13 protein-coding genes and 2 pseudogenes are annotated in these 18,982 nt (G+C 70.4%); 11 read left to right on the forward strand and 4 right to left on the reverse strand.

What is annotated here, in order from left to right:
• Positions 1-4: 4 nt before the first annotated feature.
• Positions 5-1,849 (reverse strand): coagulation factor 5/8 type domain-containing protein, encoded by a 1,845-nt coding sequence (locus tag AS97_RS40640; RefSeq protein ID WP_210566642.1) that lies wholly within the window; start codon positions 1,847-1,849, stop codon positions 5-7.
• Between the two features lie 440 nt (positions 1,850-2,289).
• On the opposite strand from AS97_RS40640, the gene AS97_RS40645 reads away from it, so the two are divergent.
• From AS97_RS40645 to AS97_RS40655, 3 genes are all read left to right on the forward strand, one after another.
• Entirely contained in the window at positions 2,290-3,381 is a 1,092-nt protein-coding gene (locus tag AS97_RS40645; RefSeq protein ID WP_059144592.1) for a DUF1996 domain-containing protein, read from the forward strand.
• 83 nt (positions 3,382-3,464) lie between these two features.
• Positions 3,465-5,213 carry a discoidin domain-containing protein gene (locus AS97_RS40650; protein WP_210566643.1) on the forward strand — a complete coding sequence of 583 codons (1,749 nt, stop codon included), beginning with the start codon at positions 3,465-3,467 and terminating at the stop codon, positions 5,211-5,213.
• An 83-nt stretch (positions 5,214-5,296) separates the two neighbouring features.
• Positions 5,297-6,349 (forward strand): LacI family DNA-binding transcriptional regulator, encoded by a 1,053-nt coding sequence (locus tag AS97_RS40655; protein ID WP_210566644.1) that lies wholly within the window; start codon positions 5,297-5,299, stop codon positions 6,347-6,349.
• Between the two features lie 743 nt (positions 6,350-7,092).
• On the opposite strand, the pseudogene AS97_RS40660 reads toward AS97_RS40655, so the two are convergent.
• Positions 7,093-7,266: pseudogene (locus tag AS97_RS40660) on the reverse strand (sugar kinase); the annotation flags it as partial.
• Between the two features lie 183 nt (positions 7,267-7,449).
• Here AS97_RS40660 and AS97_RS40665 point away from each other — a divergent pair.
• From AS97_RS40665 to AS97_RS40695, 7 genes and pseudogenes are all read left to right on the forward strand, one after another.
• Positions 7,450-8,769: a sugar ABC transporter substrate-binding protein gene (locus AS97_RS40665; RefSeq protein ID WP_210566645.1), complete on the forward strand. Its 1,320-nt coding sequence runs from the start codon at positions 7,450-7,452 to the stop codon at positions 8,767-8,769.
• Positions 8,770-8,782: 13 nt separating this feature from the next.
• Positions 8,783-9,781 (forward strand): sugar ABC transporter permease, encoded by a 999-nt coding sequence (locus AS97_RS40670; RefSeq protein ID WP_125761288.1) that lies wholly within the window; start codon positions 8,783-8,785, stop codon positions 9,779-9,781.
• 28 nt (positions 9,782-9,809) lie between these two features.
• Complete coding sequence (locus AS97_RS40675; RefSeq protein WP_079059413.1) at positions 9,810-10,670, forward strand: carbohydrate ABC transporter permease; 861 nt, start codon at positions 9,810-9,812, stop codon at positions 10,668-10,670.
• 29 nt (positions 10,671-10,699) lie between these two features.
• Positions 10,700-12,064, forward strand: coding sequence for a GH1 family beta-glucosidase (locus tag AS97_RS40680; protein WP_210566646.1), 1,365 nt, complete (start codon positions 10,700-10,702; stop codon positions 12,062-12,064).
• Positions 12,065-12,304: 240 nt separating this feature from the next.
• Positions 12,305-12,612, forward strand: a pseudogene (locus AS97_RS40685) (family 16 glycosylhydrolase); the annotation flags it as partial.
• Between the two features lie 81 nt (positions 12,613-12,693).
• The gene (locus AS97_RS40690) at positions 12,694-13,044 is read left to right on the forward strand and encodes an L-rhamnose mutarotase (protein ID WP_125762195.1); all 351 of its coding nucleotides are present in this window, start codon (positions 12,694-12,696) and stop codon (positions 13,042-13,044) included.
• Between the two features lie 361 nt (positions 13,045-13,405).
• Complete coding sequence (locus AS97_RS40695) at positions 13,406-14,887, forward strand: S1 family peptidase (protein WP_210566647.1); 1,482 nt, start codon at positions 13,406-13,408, stop codon at positions 14,885-14,887.
• Between the two features lie 134 nt (positions 14,888-15,021).
• Here the strand turns inward: AS97_RS40695 and AS97_RS40700 are convergent, their stop codons facing one another.
• Both AS97_RS40700 and polX read right to left on the reverse strand, forming a co-directional pair.
• A complete protein-coding gene (locus AS97_RS40700; protein WP_210566648.1) occupies positions 15,022-15,804 on the reverse strand; it encodes a uracil-DNA glycosylase in 783 nt (260 codons plus the stop codon).
• A complete protein-coding gene (gene polX / locus AS97_RS40705) occupies positions 15,801-17,546 on the reverse strand; it encodes a DNA polymerase/3'-5' exonuclease PolX (protein ID WP_210566649.1) in 1,746 nt (581 codons plus the stop codon). The genes AS97_RS40700 and polX overlap by 4 nt, the downstream gene beginning before the upstream one ends.
• 131 nt (positions 17,547-17,677) lie before the next feature.
• Between polX and AS97_RS40710 the strand changes: the two genes are divergently transcribed.
• Entirely contained in the window at positions 17,678-18,832 is a 1,155-nt protein-coding gene (locus AS97_RS40710; RefSeq protein ID WP_125760043.1) for a Vms1/Ankzf1 family peptidyl-tRNA hydrolase, read from the forward strand.
• The last annotated feature ends 150 nt before the right edge of the window (positions 18,833-18,982 follow it).

An 18,982-nucleotide genomic window follows, 5' to 3' on the forward strand; every position in this document is an offset into this window, starting at 1 on the left:
TAGATCAGGGATATGACACCACGGTCGACGGCACGGTGGAGGTGCCCGACGTGGGAGATCCGGTGTCGTTGATGACGCGTTCGTACTGGCCCTGGCCGCCGAGCGAGACGACCAGCAGATTGTGGAACTTCACCCCCGACGCGTTCGGGGCGGCGAAGCCGTGGTGCTGCACGATGCTCGGGTCGACGTTGTAGTAGCAGTAGCTGCCGAGCCCCCATCCTTCGTGCGTGGTCACCGAGTCGGCCACCTTGTAGGCCGCGTAGCCCTTGATGGAGCCGTTCTGGATGGCAGCCTGGTTCGGGGCGTCGTACGCCTTCTCGTTCTGGAAGAAGATGGTGCGGCCCCGCTGCCCGTACCACTGCACGTCGTACTTGTTGAAGTGCTCCACGAACAGCCCCGTGGCAAGGACGTCGTCGCCGTTGACCCGGACTCCGTAGTCGGCGCGGTTGGTCTCCCAGCCGACCCCGTCACCGTGGTCGGCGCGCCAGACCCAGGTGTGGTCGACGATGGTGTGACGGCTGTTGATCACCATGCTGGTGGTGGCCTTGCCGGGGCCTGCGCCGCCGATGCGGATGAACACGTCCTGGACGGTGGTGGGGTTGGCGGAGTGGTCGGCCGAGGCTCCCGCCGGGCCGACCTCCAGCAGGGTGGCGGAGTTGACCGGCCCGGCGTCGATGAGGAAACCGGCCAGCCGCACCCCGTCCACATCGGCGACCTTCACCGCGGTGGCGCCGTTGTCGGGGATGAGGGTGGCGTAGCCGAGCCCCAGGACGACGGTGTTCGCCCGGTTCACCTGGATCGGCCGGTCGAGGTGGTAGATCCCCGGGGTGAGCAGCAGCTGGAGCCCTTGGGCGAGCGCCTCGTTGAGGGTGGCCGCGGAGACGCCCGGTTTGGCCACGTAGAACTGCGACAGCGGTAGCGAGGTGCCTCTGGGGGTGCCGTTGCCCCAGGTGACCCCGCGGGCGTTGGTCCGCTTCTCGGGCAGGAAGACCCGGTACTCGCCGCCGTCAAGGTACAGGAACGGCTTCTCCCGGGAGACGGGGGTGGTGTCGAGCGTGGTGTAGGGCGGGTTCGGGAAGCTCTGCCCGGGCGCGCCCTCCACACCGGAGAACACCATGTTCCACACGCCGTTGAGCCAACTGCCGATCGCGCTGTCGCGGGTGTACCACTGCTGCTGGGAGTACGGTCCGACCTGGCCGTCGATGCGGCTGTCCGCGATGTAACCGCCGCTCGCCCAGCCGTAGCCGTCGGGGGAGAGGTTGAGCCCGCCGCGGACGTGCATCCGCCGGAAGGGCGCCGCCTGCGCCACCGCCCAGCGGTTGGTGCCGTTGACGGGGACGACCGCGAGGTTCTCCGCCGAACGCCAGAAGTTCTGGGTGGCATTGCCGTTGAACCACCCGGCGTCCACCGTGATATCGCCGTTGATGGTCGTGTCGTCGGGGGACAGACCCAGCCCGGCGATGGAGGTGTAGAAGCCGATCTGGGCATTGAGCCCGCTGTAGGAGCCGGGTTTGAACAGCAGGGCGTAGCGCCCGGTGCCGAACTGCGCCGACTCCTGCTTCTTGAACACCTCGTCCAGCTTGGCCTGGATGCCGGGCGTGGACGGGTCGAAGACGATGACGTTCGGGCCGAGGTCGCCGCCGCCCGGCAGCGCCCGTGGGCTCTTGCTCCGGCCTGTGGGGGCGGCGGACGCGGGGGTGGCGGACGCGGGGGTGGCCAGGCCGGCGAGGGCGGGGGCCGATGCGACGGCGGCCGCGGCGCCGAGCACCGCCCGGCGGCCGACCGGGGAGCGACCGGAGGAAGAGGGCGTGGAGAACGGTGTGGGGGAAGGCGTGGGGGAAGGCGTCATGGGGGCGTCTCTCCTGGTTCAGTAAATGAACGGGATGGAGGTGAGGGAGCGCTCTCTTGCCGTCGCATGCTTCATCCATGTGAACGACTCGTCAAGAGTTGTGACCGCAGTCTGTGGGTGTTGTTGGCTTTTGAACATCAACTGGCCTGGAAAATTCGGTAGTTGGGCGCACTTGGGGCGGATTCACGGTCGTCCGTGTCCATGGATGTTGTGTTCAAGAGGTAAGCGGAGCCGGCGTCTGATCCTTTCTGCTCGACGCCTTGACACCTTTGTGTCCCCGCCCGGACACTCCCGTCTTGGAGAGCGCTCTCCCAGTGTTGTCACGGGCCTGTGACGGCCCGTCATACGGGCGGCCCGGCCCGCACCCACGGCGCCGCGAGTCCCCGCCGTGTACGGCCGCCTGGCCACCTTCACCCTCTCTCCACGTGGCAGGAGTCTCCATGGCACGGAGATCGAAGATCGTTTCAGCAACCCTGATCGCAGGCGCGTTACTGCTGACCTCGCTCGGCCTCGGTGGTATCGCGATGAGCGCCGAAGCGCCCCCGGCCGAGCCCGCGGGCGGCGGTGTCACGGCCGCCCACGCGGGACACGTCATGGCGGCGCCGTCGTCCTCCTCGCCCGAGGACCCGGACGGCGACGGCTACATTCCCGCGAACCCGCCGGTCACCGGCGTCACACCGTCCACGAAGGAGCCGCCACACCGCTACTTCCACGAGTTCCAGGCCAACTGCTCGGTGAGCCACACCAAGCCGGACGACCCCATCGTGTACCCGCAGCAGCCGGGCGCGTCCCATGACCACACCTTCATGGGCAACACCACGACCGACGCGGCCAGCACCACGGCCTCCCTCGACGCCGGCCGCACCACCTGCAAGGCGCCGGGGGACAAGTCGGGTTACTGGATGCCCACACTGTTCAACGCCGACCGGCCGGTGCTGCCCATCGGCCCGCAGACCATCTACTACAAGGCGGGCGTGACCGACTACACCAGTGTGCGGCCGTTCCCCAAGGGGCTGCGTTTCGTGGTGGGCGACCCGATGCAGACCGCCGAGGAGTTCCGCCACCACCCCGGCTTCGTGGAGGGCTGGGAGTGCGGCGACAGCTTCTTCAACATCGAGTTCCCCGAGGACTGCCCGAGCCGGCCGGAGGTCCAGCTCAACATCCGTTTCCAGGCGCCCAGTTGCTGGGACGGCAAGTACCTGGACACGCCCGACCACCGTAGCCATATGGCCTACCCCGTGGTGAACCCCGGCACGAACAACAACGTGTGTCCGGCCGACCACCCGGTGGCGCTGCCGATGGTCGAGTTCAAGATGGCCTTCCCGGTCAACGGTGACCTCTCGCACGCGCGGCTGGCCAGCGGCCCGAGCTGGTCGTTCCACTACGACTTCTTCAACGCCTGGGACGCGCCCACGCTCAAGGCGCTCGTCGATCACTGCGTCGTCGGGGCGCTGCAGTGCGACGCCCGCGGCTACGACCAGACCCACCCCGAGGCCGGAGCGGCCCTGGACGAGAACTACGAGCTGCCGTGAACCACGGCCCGGCCGCGGGTGCGGACGCCACCGCGGCCGGGCCGCCGTACCCCACTTCCCCCGACACACCGAAAGACACCACCATGACCCGGACCCGTACCGCCCCACGCCGTATCGCGGCGCCCCTCACCGCCGGTCTGCTGGCCGTCGGCGCCCTCGCGCTGCCCGGCCGGCCGGCCCACGCCGTCGGAAGCGTCGTCAAGGTCACCGGCTCCCAGGGCGACTGGCGGCTGACCGTGGACGGCCAGCCGTATCAGATCAAGGGCCTGACCTGGGGCCCCGCCATCGCGGACGCCGACCGCTATCTGCCAGATCTGCGGTCGATGGGCGTCAACACCCTCCGCACCTGGGGCACCGACGCCACCAGCAAACCCCTCTTGGACTCCGCGGCCGCCAACGGCATCAAGGTGATCGCAGGTTTCTGGCTGCAGCCCGGTGGCGGCCCGGGCAGCGGCGGCTGTGTGAACTACCGGACGGACACCGCCTACAAGGACCAGATGCTCGCCGAGTTCCCCATGTGGGTCGCCACGTACAAGGACCACCCGGGCGTGCTGATGTGGAACGTCGGCAACGAGTCGGTGCTCGGCCTGCAGAACTGCTACAGCGGCGAAGAGCTGGAGCGGCAGCGCGACGCCTACACCACGTTCGTCAACGACATCGCCAAGAAGATCCATGGTGTCGACCCCGACCACCCGGTCACCTCCACCGACGCATGGACCGGCGCCTGGCCGTACTACCAGAGGAACGCCCCCGACCTGGACCTGTACGCCGTCAACTCCTACAACGCCGTCTGCGACATCAAGGCCACCTGGGAACAGGGCGGTTATACCAAGCCGTACATCGTCACCGAGACCGGCCCCGCGGGGGAATGGGAGGTCCCCGACGACGCCAACGGCGTGCCGGAGGAGCCCACCGACCAGGCCAAGGCCGCGGGCTACACCAAGGCGTGGAACTGCGTCACCGGCCACCGGGGCGTCGCGCTCGGCGCCACGATGTTCCACTACGGCACCGAGGACGACTTCGGCGGCGTCTGGTTCAACCTGCTGCCAGCGGGCCAGAAGCGGCTGTCGTACTACGCGGTGAAGAAGGCGTACGGCGCGGACACCTCGCATGACAACACTCCGCCGGTCATCTCCTCACTTACCGTGGACGGCGACCCCGCCAAGGTGGAGGCGGGCCGCGATCTGACGCTCACGGTCAAGGCCACCGACCCCGACGGTGACGCGCTCTCCTACCAGGTGCTGGGCAGCAGCATGTACCTCGACAAGGACAAGAAACTCACCCCGCTGCCCGCCACCGACCTCGGCGGCGGCCGGCTGAGGGTCACCGCGCCGGACCGCCCCGGCGTGTGGAAGGTCTACGTCAAGGCCACCGACGGCAAGGGCAACGTGGGCATCGAGACCCGCTCGATACGGGTCGTCCCGCCCGCCGTGAACGGCACCGATGTGGCCCTCGGCAAGCCGGCCGCCGCCTCCTCGTACCAGACAGGTGGCGGCGACTGCCCCTGCACCCCCGCCAACGCCGTGGACGGCAAGGCGGACACCCGCTGGGCGGCCGACTGGAGCGATCCGCAGTGGCTCCAGGTGGACCTCGGCACCTCCACCCCCCTCACCCATGTCCAGCTGGTCTGGGAGGCCGCCTACGCCAAGGCGTACACCCTTCAGACCTCAGACGACGGCCAGAGCTGGCGCACCATCCGTGAGGTGACCGACGGCAACGGCGGTGTCGACGACTTCGATGTCTCCGGCACCGGCCGCTACGTCCGTGTCCACGGCACGGCCCGGGGCACCGGATACGGCTACTCGCTCTACGAGTTCGGCGTCTACCACTGATCCATGGCCGGCGGTGAGGTGTCCCCGGCGGTGGCGGGAGAGCGCTCTATGCCCTCGGGGCGCGCTGCCACTAGGGTGCGGGCATGAACCGACACGCCCCGACCTTGGAGGATGTCGCCCGGGAGGCCGGTGTCTCCCGGGCGACGGTGTCCCGGGTCGTCAATGGCGTCCGCAACGTGGATCCGGCCATCCAGGACCAGGTCCGCGTCGCGATCGAGCGCACCGGCTACGCGCCCAACCGGGCGGCCAGATCGCTGGTGACCCGGCGCACCGGGACCGTGGCGCTCGTCGTCTCGGGGGCCGGGGACGGGACCGGGGACACCTCGGAGGAGGAGCAGAACGCCTTCGCCGCACGGGTGTTCGCCGATCCGTTCTTCGGCCGGGTGGTCGGCGGGGTGGTGGGATTCCTGCGGCCGCGCTCGACGCACCCGGTACTGATGTTCGCCGAGTCCCCCGAGGCCAGGCAGGAGGTGCTGCGGTATCTGCGGCAGGGAAACGCGGACGGGGCCCTCGTGGTGTCCACCCACCCCGACGATCCGCTGCCCGCGCTGCTGGCCGAGGCCGGACTGCCCGCCGTGCTCTTCGCCCGGCCCGTGCGCCCGCTCGCGCTGAGCCATGTCGACCTGGCGCACTGGGACGGTGGCCGCCTCGCGGCCGAGCGTCTGCTGGCCCGGGGATGCCGGAAGGTGGCCACCGTGTCGGGGCCGTGGGCGGTGGCGGCGAGTCAGGAGCGGCTCGCCGGGTTCCGCGACACCATGGCCCGCGGCGGCCATCCGTATGTGCCGGTGGCCGAGGGGGGCTTCACGCTGGACAGCGGGGTGGCGGCGATGGCCGAGCTGCTGGCCGAACACCCCGATGTGGAGGGGGTGTTCGCGGCCAACGACCTGATGGCCCAGGGGGTCTGCCAGGTGCTGAGGGAGCGCGGCCGACGGGTGCCCGACGATGTCGCGGTGGTCGGCTTCGACGACTCCGGCGTGGCCGCCACCTGTCGGCCGCCGCTGACCTCGGTGCGTCAGCCGGTGGAGGACATGGCGGCGGCGATGGCCCGGCTGCTCGACGAGCACGTCCGCGGCCTGCGCACCGAGCCGGCCTCGGTCCTCTTCGAACCGGAGCTGGTGGTACGGGAGTCGGCGTAGCCTCTGCGCCGGACGTGCGCGTGGCCCCTGCGTCCGGGCAGTGCGTTTGTCCTCGGCGCGGGACGTGCGTGTAGTCCCTGCGCCCGGACCGGACGTAGCCCTCGCGCCGGGACGTGCCCGTAGCCCTGCGCGGGACGTGCGCGTAGCCCTGGGCCAGCCGTGCCCGTAGCTCTGCGTCCGGACGCACACCCAGCCCTCGCGCCGGGACGTGCCCGTAGCCCTGCGCGGGACGTGCGCGTAGCCCTGGGCCAGCCGTGCCCGTAGCTCTGCGTCCGGACGCACACCCAGCCCTCGCGCCGGGACGTGCCCGTAGCCCTGCGCGGGACGTGCGCGTAGCCCTGGGCCAGCCGTGCCCGTAGCTCTGCGTCCGGACGCACACCCAGCCCTCGCGCCGGGACGTGCCCGTAGCCCTGCGCGGGACGTGCGCGTAGCCCTGGGCCAGCCGTGCCCGTAGCTCTGCGTCCGGACGCACACCCAGCCCTCGCGCCCGGACGCGCCCCTAGCCCTACGCGGGACGCGCCCGTAGCCCTGCCCAAGCCGCGCGCGTACCCCCTGCGTACCCCCGCGCCAGCCTCGGCCCGTACCCCCTACGCCAGCCGTGTGTCCAGCGTGGCGCGCCACGCCGGGGAAGGCTCCGGCGCGGGAGTGGGCGGCAGGCGGCGCCCACCGCGGGCGAAGAACGCGGCGAGCGGCAGGATCGCGGCGCCCACCGTCACCGCGTCCGGCCCCAGCGCCCCCAGGTCGATGCCGACGGTGAGCAGTTCGGCGACCACATTGCTGATGGAGCCTGAACTCAGCCCGGTCGCGGGGGCCAGCGAGAAGCGGCTCATCGGCCCGTCGAGATACCACCGACGCAGCACGGCGGCGCGGTTCTCCCGCCGCAGGTCACGAACGTTACGCCCGTCGTGCGCTGCCACCTGGCCTCCTCAACTCCCGGCTCCGCGCCGCAAGATGCCTGCGCGGGATCTCTTGACGCGACCTTCTCTTGAGGTTTAACTCACGTCCTAAATTAAGCCGTGAGCGGCTTCGGGAGTTGAACGCGGTTGGCGTGCCCGGGCCCTTCTTGGCATTCACCACTCCCGGAAGGGACACCTGGAGCCATGCGCAGGATCCGAGCCGCGGCCATAGGCGCCGTCACCTTGTCACTCGCCCTTGCCGCCTCGGCGTGCGGAGGTGGTTCCTCGACGGACGGCGGCGGCTCCAACGACTCGCCGAAGACGCTCACGTACTGGGCCTCCAACCAGGGCGCCAGCATCACGGTGGACAAGAAGGTCCTGAAGCCCGAACTCGACAAGTTCGAGAAGCAGACCGGGATCAGAGTGAAGCTGGAGGTCATTCCCTGGTCCGAGCTGCTGAACCGGATCCTCACCGCGACCACCTCCGGCCAGGGCCCGGACGTCCTGAACATCGGCAACACCTGGAGCGCCTCGCTGCAGGCATCCGGGGCGCTGCTGCCGTGGGACACCAAGAACTTCGGCGGCATCGGCGGCAAGGACCGCTTCGTGGACTCCGCCCTCGGCTCGACCGGTGCGCAGGGTGAGGACCCGGCCGCGGTACCGCTGTACTCGATGGCGTACGCGCTCTACTACAACAAGAAAATGTTCGCCGACGCGGGCATCTCCAAGCCGCCCGCCACCTGGGACGAGCTGGTCGCCGACGGCAAGAAGCTCTCCAAGGACGGAAAGTGGGGCCTCGGCGCCGAGGGCGCGAACCTCTCGGAGAACATCCACCAGGTCTTCGTCTTCGCCAAGCAGCACGGCGCGGACTTCTTCACCGCCGACGGCAAGCCCGACTTCACCTCCGAGGGTGCGGTCACCGCCATCAAGCAGTACGTCGACCTGATGGCCAAGGACAAGATCATCGCGCCGGGCAACGCCGAGTACGCGCAGAACCAGTCCCTCAGCGACTTCGCCAAGGGGAAGACGGCGATGGTCCTGTGGCAGACCGCCTCCGCCACCCTCGCCTCGCTGGGCATGAAGGACGACGAATGGGGCGTGGCCCCGGCGCCCGTCCGCTCCGGCACCCCCGGCTCCGGCACCTCCGTCAACTCCATGGTCGCCGGTATCAACCTGGCCGTCTTCAAGAACACCGACAACCACGACGGCGCCCTGAAGTTCGTGAAGTTCATGACCAGCGACGCCGAGCAGAAGATCCTCAACAAGGCGTACGGCTCCATCCCGCCGGTCAAGGCCGCCCAGTCCGACCCCGCCTTCAACACCAAGGCGACGGCCGCCCTGCGGGAGACCCTCGCCAAGAGCGCCGCGGCGCTGCCGCAGGTGGCCGACGAGTCGCAGTTCGAGACCTCCGTCGGCACGGCCGTCAAGGAGCTGCTCGCGGACGCCGCCGGCGGACGCCCGGTGACCACCGAGTCGGTGAAGGCCAAGCTGGAGAAGGCCCAGCAGCAGATGCCGGCGAAGTGAGTGCGGACACCTCATGACCACCACGACCGCCACCGCTGAGGCAGACCGGCGGACAGTGCCGGGAAGCACCCCCGGTGCGGCGCGAAACCCGCGCCGTACCGGGCGGATCCGCCGCATCGGACTGCCGTACCTGCTGCTCCTGCCCGCCCTCGTACTCGAGCTCCTGGTCCATCTGGTGCCGATGGTGATCGGCATCCTGATGAGCTTCAAGGCGCTCACCCGGTTCTCCATCCGGGACTGGGGCGCGGCGCCCTGGTCCGGATGGGACAACTACAAGATCTCGGTGGACATCAACGCCCCGGCCGGGGAGGCGCTGCTCCACTCGTTCTGGGTCACCTGCGGCTTCACCGTGCTGTCGGTCGGGCTGTGCTGGCTGCTGGGCACCGCCGCCGCCATCTTCCTGCAGGACACCTTCCGCGGACGGGGGCTGCTGCGCACCCTGTTCCTGGTCCCGTACGCGCTGCCCGTCTACACGGCCGTCATCACCTGGGCCTTCATGTTCCAGCACGACAACGGGCTGGTGAACCATGTCCTCCACGATCAGCTGGGCCTCACCGACAAGCCCTCGTTCTGGCTGATCGGCGACAACAGCTTCATCGCGCTGCTGACCGTGTCGGTGTGGAAGGGCTGGCCGTTCGCGTTCCTCGTCGTCATGGCCGGTCTGCAGAATATCCCCAAGGAGCTCTACGAGGCGGCCGCCCTCGACGGCGCCGGGATGTGGCAGCAGATCCGCCGCATCACCCTGCCCTCGCTGCGCCCGGTCAACCAGGTGCTGGTGCTGGTGCTGTTCCTGTGGACGTTCAACGACTTCAACACCCCGTACGTGCTGTTCGGCAAGGCAGCGCCGGAGGCAGCGGACCTCATCTCCATCCACGTCTACCAGACGACATTCGCCACCTGGAACTTCGGCACCGGCTCTGCCATGTCCGTTCTGCTGTTGCTCTTCCTGCTCGTGGTGACGGGCCTGTACCTCCTGCTGACCTCCCGACGAAGGAAGACGGCCGATGTCTAGCACCGCTCCGGCGCCGCCCCGCCCACCGATGGCCCCTCCCCGCTCACCCATGGCCGCCCCCCGGTCCTTCCTCTGGGCCCGCCGGATCTTCCTCACCCTGCTCACCGGCTTCGTCCTGCTGCCGGTGTACGTCATGGTCTCCAGCTCCCTGAAGCCACTGCAGGACGTCTCCGGGACGTTCCGCTGGCTGCCGAGCGGGCTGACCATCCGCCCCTACATCGACATCTGGTCGACGGTCCCGCTCGCCGACTACTTCGTGAACTCGGTCATCGTGGCGGGCGCCGCGACCGTCTGCTCGGTGGTGATCGCCGTCTTCGCCGCGTACGCGGTCAGCCGGTACCGCTTCCGGGGCAAGCGGGTGTTCACGGTCACCGTGCTGTCCACCCAGATGTTCCCCGGGATCCTCTTCCTGCTGCCGTTGTTCCTCATCTACGTCAACATCGGCAACGCCACCGGCATCGCCCTCTTCGGCTCCCGCGGCGGCCTCATCCTCACCTATCTCACCTTCTCGCTGCCGTTCTCGATCTGGATGCTCATCGGGTACTTCGACTCGGTGCCGCGCGATCTGGACGAGGCGGCGCTGGTGGACGGCTGCGGACCGCTCGGCGCGCTGTTCCGGGTCGTCGTCCCGGCCGCGATCCCCGGCATCGTCGCCGTCGCCGTCTACGCGTTCATGACCGCCTGGGGCGAGGTGCTCTTCGCGTCCGTGATGACCAACGACACCACCCGCACCCTCGCCGTCGGCCTCCAGGGGTACGCCACCCAGACCGAGGTGTACTGGAACCAGGTCATGGCCGCCTCGCTCGTCGTCAGTGTCCCCGTGGTCGCGGGCTTCCTGCTCCTCCAGCGCTATCTCGTCGCCGGACTCACCGCCGGGGCCGTGAAGTGACCGGCCTTCCCACCTCTGAAAGGACGTACGTGTCCGAACTCCTGGACCTCACAGCCTTCCCGCACGACTTCCTGTGGGGCACGGCCACCTCGGCCTACCAGATCGAGGGAGCCGCTGCCGAGGACGGACGGTCGCCCTCGATCTGGGACACCTTCTCGCACACGCCAGGTAAGATCGCGGGCGACGACCACGGCGATGTGGCCTGCGACCACTACCACCGCTGGCGCGCGGACATCGGGCTGATGAAGCGGCTGGGCACCAACGCCTACCGGCTCTCCATCGCCTGGCCCCGGGTGATGCCGGGCGGCGACGGGCCGGTCAACGCCAAGGGCCTGGCCTTCTACGACGAGCTGATCGACGGTCTGCTGGAGGCGGGCATCACCCCGTCCGTCACCCTGTATCACTGGGACCTGCCGCAGGTGCTCCAGGACCGGGGCGGCTGGCCCGTGCGCGACACCGCGGAACACTTCGCCGCGTACGCCTCCGTGGTGGCCGACCGCCTCGGCGACCGCGTGCACCACTGGACCACCCTCAACGAGCCGCTCTGCTCGGCCTGGATCGGCCACCTCGAGGGTGTGATGGCGCCCGGGCTCACCGATCTGACCGCGGCCGTCCGCGCCTCGTACCATCTGCTGCTCGGCCACGGCCTCGCCGCCCAGGCGATCCGGGCCGCCGCACCGGGCGCCGAGCTCGGCATCGTCAACAACCTCAACACCGTCGAGGCCGCCGGCGACAGGCCCGAGGACCAGGCGGCCGCGCGCCGCATGGACGGCCACACCAACCGCTGGTGGCTGGACCCGGTCCACGGCCGCGGCTTCCCCGCGGACATGCGCGAGGTATACGGCGTCGAACTGCCGGAGCGCCCCGGCGACCTGGAGACCATCGCCGCACCCCTGGACTGGCTGGGCCTGAACTACTACTTCCCGGCCACTGTCACCGACGACCCCACCGGCCCGGCCCCCCACGCCCGCGCCGTCCGCCGCCCGGACGTACCCCGCACGGGCATGGACTGGGAGATCGACGCCACCGGTATCGAAACCCTCCTGCTGCGCCTGACCGGCGAATACGGCGCCCGCAAGCTGTACGTCACCGAGAATGGCTGCGCGTACCCCGACGTCGTACGCCCGGACGGCACCATCGACGACCCCGAGCGCCAGGACTACCTCGTCCAGCACCTCGCGGCCTGCGCCTCGGCGGCCCGCAAGGGCGCCCCGCTGGCCGGCTACTTCGCATGGTCGCTGCTCGACAACTTCGAGTGGGCCTACGGATACGACAAGCGCTTCGGCCTCGTCCACGTCGACTACGGCACGCAGACCCGCACCATCAAGGGGTCCGGCCACCGCTACGCGGAGATCATCCGCGACCACCGGGGCCGGGCCCGCCGCGCGGCGTAGGGGGCGTCCAACGGGCCTCGACACCCGCGGCGGGTCTGTCCCCTCCCCGCCCCTTCCCGACACCTGACGATATGCGGCTCCGCCGCACGGCAGTGCTCCGCCCCTGGTAACGCAGTCCGGCTCCTCGGCGTTTGAGGAGTGGGGTCCAGGGGCGGAGCCCCTGGTATCGGGAAGCGACGGCGGCTGGCCCGCCAACCTCAAGGAGGACCGGACCCGCGGGTTCAGCGACTGGAACGCGCGGGCGGCGGTCGCGCCGACCAGTGGCACACCTATGCGGTGGAGTGGACACCCACCGTGTTGCGCTTCTTCGCCGACGACCGGGTGGTCCAGGAGACCACCCGCAACAAGCTCGAATCCACCCGAGGCCAGTGGGTCTTCGGCCACAACCTGTACGTCATCCTGAACCTCGCCCTGGGCGGGGCGTATCCGGCCGGGTGGAACAAGGTCACCACCCCGTACTGGGGCCTGCCGCAGTCCAGTGTCGACCGGATCGCGGCGGGGGAGTGCAGGCGGAGGTGGACTGGGTGCGCGTCGAACAGAAGGGCTGAGCGCTGCATTATGGGACGTCGACGGGCGGTCACCGTGACCGCCCGTCGACGGAAGCGGCAGCGGAAGAAGGAGGAGCGTCCATGCGGGTGGCGTTGCACTCGGTTCTCAAGGAGGGCCAGGAGTCCGGTTATGAGCAGGTGCACGCCACGGTCCCGGAGGACCTGCTGGAGGCGCTGCGACGGGCCGGGATCACCAACTGGCGGATCTGGCGCAGTGGACGCCATCTCTTCCACCTCGTGGACTGCGAGGACTTCGCGGCCGCGATGGCGGCGCTGGACAAGGATCCGGCCAATCAGCGCTGGCAGGAGTTCATCGGCGCCTATGTCGACCACTTCGAGGACACCGGCGGTTCCCCCGCCGAGGCGGAGCGGATGGCGCTCGGCGAGGTGTGGGAGCTGAGCGCCCAGGCGGAGGCCGCCGAGCGCGGATAGAGGGTTCCCTGGCTGCGTGGTGTCCGGCGGATCTGTCCCCTCCCCGCCCCTTCCCGACACCTGACGATATGCGGCTCCGCCGCGTGGGGGCCCGGCCCCGGCCCCCGCCGGGGCTCCGCCCCCGGACCCCGCTCCTCAAACGCCGGAGGGGCTGGATGGCGCTGGCGTCAAGACGACGGCCGAACCGGCGGAGCCTACCCATCCGAATCGTTCGGCGCAGCGATTCATCAGACCTTGAGTACGGGTGAGAACGGGGCGAACGCGTCCGCGTACGACGTGGTGGCCCCGCGCGGGGGCGTGGCGGAACGCGGCAAGCGCTCCGCACACGCCTGCCGCGCATCCCCGACTGGAGGTCAGTGAGTTGAGCCACCGACGTGTGAACAAGCGGACCCTCGCCATTTCCGGAGCCGCCGTCGCCGCGCTCGGAGCAGCGGCCATTCTGCTGCCCAACGCGCATGCGAACCCGGACGAGACGTCGGGCGCCAAGACCTTCTCGTCCCCGGGCGCGGTGAAGCTCGCGAGGAGCCTCGCCGCGGACCTCGGTGACAACGGTGCGGGCTGGTACTACGACAACGCCAACCGCCGGCTGGTCATGAATGTGATGGACGAGGACTCCGCCGAGAGTGTCCGGGCCAAGGGCGCCGTGGCGAAGGTCGTGTCCAACAGCATGGAGGACCTCAAGGCCGCCACCAAGGCGCTGAGCAGCGACGCCTCGGTGCCCGGCACCGCCTGGTCCATCGACCCGGTCACCAACAAGGTCCAGGTGACCGCCGACCGGACGGTGACCGGCGCCAAGTGGGCCACGCTGACCAAGGCCACGGACCAGATGGAGGGCACGGTCAGCGTCAAGCGCAGCCAGGGCGAGTTCAAGAAGTTCGACGGCGAGGAGGCGGCCCAGCCCGGCGACAATGGCGGCGAGGGCGCGGGGGACGCCGCGGGTGACGCCGGTGCCGGGGACGCCGCCGGCGAGGAGCAGGGCGCGGGTGGTGCCGGGGACGCCGGTGGTGCGGGCGACGCGGGCGGTGGTGACGCCGCGGCCGGAGGGCTCGACGGCGGCGATGCCATCTTCGGCGGTGGCGCCCGCTGTTCGCTGGGCTTCAACGTCAACGTCGACGGCGCGCCGGGCTTCCTGACCGCCGGCCACTGTGGCAACGCATCCCAGACCTGGACCTCGGACGAGGCCGGCGCCCAGCAGGTGGGCACCGTGCAGGACTCCCAGTTCCCCGAGAGCGACTTCGCGCTGGTGATGTACGACGACGCCACCACCCAGGCGTCCAGCACGGTCGACCTCCAGAACGGCAGCACCCAGGAGATCGGGCGCGCCGTCGAGGCGAGCGTGGGCCTGAAGGTGCAGCGCTCCGGCTCCACGACCGGTGTCACCGACGGCACGGTCACCGGCCTCAACGCCACGGTGAACTACGGCAACGGCGACATCGTCAACGGCCTCATCCAGACCGATGTGTGCGCCGAGCCCGGCGACAGCGGTGGCGCGATGTTCGCCGAGGACGCGGCGGTCGGGCTGACGTCCGGCGGCAGTGGCGACTGCACCCAGGGCGGCGAGACGTTCTTCCAGCCGGTGACCGGCGCGCTGGAGGCTACCGGTGCGGTCATCGGCGCAGGCGACGGCGGCGCCGGTGGCGGTGGCGGTGCGGGCGGTGCTGGTGGCGCCGGTGATGCTGCGGGCGGTGCTGGCGGCGCGGCCGGTGGTGCCGGTGACGCAGCCGGTGCGGGCAACGCCGGAGCGGGTGACGCGGGTGACGCGGGCAATGCGGGGGCCGGTGATGCGGGGGCCGCCGCCGGGACCGGTGACACCGGCAGCGAGGCGAGCCAGGGTCTCAACTGATCTGATCCGGACCACCCCATGACCGGAGGCCCCGGGCGCCCTCCTGCCCCAGTGCCCGGGGCCTCCACTTCCTTCCACCACTGATGGCCCCTGACGGAATCCCTGACGGAATCCCTGACGGAATCCCGCGGTGCTCAGGAGGGATCCGGATCCGGGCCGGAGACCGGAAGCCCGGCCACCTCCGCCGCGGCGCTCAGCACCTCGCGCAGCATGGCCGGGGTGAGTCGTCCGGTGAAGGTGTTCTGCTGGCTCACGTGGTAGCAGCCGAAGAGGGTGAGCGGCGCCCCGCCGTCGGCCGCCCGCAGTACGCTTCGCGCGCCGTGCCCGAACACGGGCCGCGGCCGGGGCACGGACCATCCGGCTGCCTCCAGCACGGGCATCACGGCCTGCCAGCCGAACGCGCCGAGCACCACGGCGGACCGTACGGTCGGCCGCAGCAGCCGCAGCTCACGGGCCAGCCACGGGCGGCAGGTGTCGCGCTCCCCGGGGGTGGGACGGTTGGCGGGCGGGGCGCAGTGCACCGGCGAGGTGATCCTGACCCCGCGCAGCTCCAGGCCGTCGCCGCGGTGGGTGGCGGTGCGTCGGTTGGCCAGCCCCAGGTCGTACAGCGCCGAGTACAGGAAGTCGCCGGCGCGGTCGCCGGTGAACATCCGGCCGGTGCGATTTCCACCGTGGGCGGCCGGTGCGAGGCCCACGATCGCCACTGAGGCGTCCGGTGGTCCGAAGCCGGGCACCGGCCGCCCCCAGTAGTCCCAGTCGGCGTAGGCCCGGCGCTTGGTGCGCGCGGTCTCCTCCCGCCACTCGACCAGCCGGGGGCAGGCACGGCAGTCGATGAGTGCTTCGTCCAGCTCGGCGAGGGTTTCGGCGCCGGGGGCCCGACGGCCGGGGTAGGAGCGCGCGGGTTCGGAAGTGGTCATGTAGAAGGCTGCTGCCCCTTGTCCTTGCGCAGAAAACGCCGCAATCGGGTCAGCGGCCAGGTGTTGATGATGTCGTCCGGGGTGAGCCAGCCTCGCTGCGCCACGCCCACCCCGTACCGCATGTTGTCCAGATCCCGGGTCGAGTGGGCGTCGCTGTCCAGGGCGAACACCACTCCGTACGACTTCGCCCGCAGGATGTGCTCGTCCGACAGATCGAGCCGGTCCGGATGCGCGTTGATCTCCAGCGCGGTGCCGGTGCGGGCGCAGGCGGCGAACACCTCGTCCAAGTCGGCGTCGATACCGGGCCGTTTGCCGATCAGCCGGGTCGTCGGATGGCCGATGACATGGACGTACGGGTTCTCGCAGGCCCTCACCAGCCGCCGGGTCATGGCCTTGCGGTCCATGCTGAACTGGGTGTGCACCGAGGCCACGCACACATCGAAGTCCTCGAGGAACTCGGGCGGCCAGTCCACGTCTCCGTCCGTGTCGATGTTCAGCTCCACACCGTGCAGCAGCCGGGTCTTCCCGCGTCCGCGCCCCCGGTCGAGCTCGCGCACCCGCTCCCGCTGGGCCAGCATCTTCTCCTCGGTCATCTGCTGCATGTACAGCTTGGGCGCGTGATCGGTGATGGCGTAGTAGGCGTATCCGCGCCGCTCCGCCTTGGTGATCATGTTCTCCAGCGGTTCCAGCCCATCGGTGAGGTTGGTGTGGGTGTGCAGATCGCCCCGTAGGTCCGACTCGGTGACCAGCTTGGGGAGTTGGCCTTCGAGGGCGGCCTTGATCTCGCCCCGGTCCTCGCGCAGCGTCGGCGGGATCCAGTCCATGCCGAGCCGGGCGTAGACATCCTCCTCGCTGCGTGAGGCGATGCTCTTGCCGCTCTTGGTCTCGAAGAGGCCGTACTCGGAGAGTTTGAGGCCATGGCGCACCGCGATCGCGCGGATGCGGATGTTGTGCGCCTTCGAGCCGGTGAAATAGAGCAGCCCCGCACCCCATGAGTCCAGCGGCAGGACCCGCAGATCCACCTGCAGCCCCTTCGTGGTGCGGATCGATGTCTTCTTCCGGCCGTGTGCGATCACCTCGGCGGTGAGCGGAAGCCCGGTGAACGCCTCCATGAACGGGCCGGAATCCTCCGCCGCGACCAGGATGTCCACATCGCCCACGGTCTCCCTCATCCGGCGCAGCGAGCCGGCGTACGCACACCGCCGGCAGCCGCGCACCGTGGACAGGGCGGCGACGATGTCATCGGCCACGCCCATGGCCTCGTCGAGCGGGATGCGGTTGCCCGCGGCGCGCATCAGCGCGATGCCGTGGAGGATGTTCTCCTCCGACTTCGGTCCGAAGCCCTTGAGATCGCGCAGCTGGTGCTCCTCGATCGCCTGGGCCAGCTGGTCGATCGAGGAGATCTGCAGCTCCTCGTAGAGGATCATGGCCTTCTTCGGCCCCAGCGCCGGGATAGCGGTCAGCTCCCGCACCCCGGCCGGGATCGCGGCGCGCGCCTCCTCGACCGCGGGCATGGTCCCGGTGTGCAGATACTCGACCACCTTGTCGGCGATCGACCGGCCCACATTGGGGATGGCCCGCAGCGCCTTCGCGTCGAACTGCGAGATGTCGGCCGCATGGCCACCGATCGCCCGGGCCGCCTTCTCATACGCACGCGCCCGGTACGCGTCCCCGCCCGTGATCAGGAGGAGATCGGCGTACTCGCGCAGGAGGGCTTCGACCTCCTCATTGGAGCGAGCCATGCCAGCGATTCTAGTCGTCTCTGGCGAACCCGGTCAGGTGGAGGGATGCTGGGGTCAGGAGCGAAACGGCGATCCGCGGAATTCGGGTCGGCCGGTTTCTGCCGTGTGTGTCCCCGGGTTTGGGGGAGGTCATGGACGTTGGATTCCTGAAGCCGCTGTTCGATCGCCCCGGTCCATGGGCGGGTGTGTACATGGACACCTCCCGCACCACGGAGGACGCGCCCAGACGGCGCACGCTGCGGGAGCGGTTCGTGGCGGATCAGCTGGCCGAGCAGGGCGCCGACCGCGCCACCTGTGACGCGGTGATCGAGCGGCTGGCAGGTGAGCAGGTGGCCAGGGCGTCCGCGGGGCGGGCGCTGTTCGCGGCGGATGGCGAGGTGGTGCTCGACCTGCCGCTGGCCACGTCCCCGATCGATGTGGTGACGTCCTGGTCGATGCTGCCGCGGGTGGCGCCACTGGCCGCGTTCCGTGGCGAGTGGCCGGCCTGTCTGGTGGCCTTCGTCGACCAGGCGGGCGCCGATCTGGAGCTGCGGGACGACACCGGCAGCCGCCCGGCGGGCCGCGCCGCGGGGCGGAGAGCGCATGGCCGGGGCCACCGGTCGGTGCCCGCCGACCGCCACGAGTGGCACTACCGCAACCGGGTCGGGAACACCTGGGAGCAGACCGCCGATCGCGTGGCCGACGAGCTGGTGCGGCAGTGGTCGGACGGCGACGCCGAGCTGCTGATCCTGGCCGGTGATCCGCGCGAGCGCCGGGCCGTACGCGACCGGCTGCCCGAGCCGCTGCGGGCCACGACGGAGGAGATGCGCCACGGCAGCAGGGCCTCCGGCTGCTCCGAGCTGCTGAACGCGGAGATCGACCATGTCCGGGCGGAGCACGCCCGCGCCCATCTGGAGTCGGTCCTCGATCTCTTCCGCGCCGGTCGGGGCCGCCCCGGCGGGCCGGGCCCGGGCGGGCACGACGGCGACGGACCGCCGAGCAGCCGGGCGGCGGAGGGGGTGCCCGCGGTTGTGGCGGCCATGCGCAGCCATCAGGCGGCAACGCTGCTGCTGGGGACCGCGGGGGGCGATATGCGCCATGAGGTGTGGATCGGCCCCGATGCCGATCAGGTGGCCGTACAGCGCTCCCAGGCGCGTGCCATGGGCGTCAGAACACCCGAGCCCGCCCGCGCGGACGACGCCCTGATTCGGTCCGCGGCGGTGGCCGACACCGAGGTGCTGGTGGTCCCCGAGGGACTCCAGGGACCGGCCGGGGGCCTGGGCGCGGTGTTGCGCTGGCACGCTTGAACGAGGGCGCGGGGCCAGGCACGGCGCGTCAGCGCTCCGCGCGGGCTGCTCGGTGCCGGCCGTGACGGACGATTGCGCCGCGCCCGGCCGCGCCGTGTCGGCTTGCTCTGCGCCTGGCCGGGGCACATCGCCGTCGGCCGTGCCGTGGTG

This window comes from Streptomyces sp. AgN23 (assembly GCF_001598115.1).
Taxonomy (GTDB): Bacteria; Actinomycetota; Actinomycetes; order Streptomycetales; family Streptomycetaceae; genus Streptomyces; species Streptomyces antimycoticus.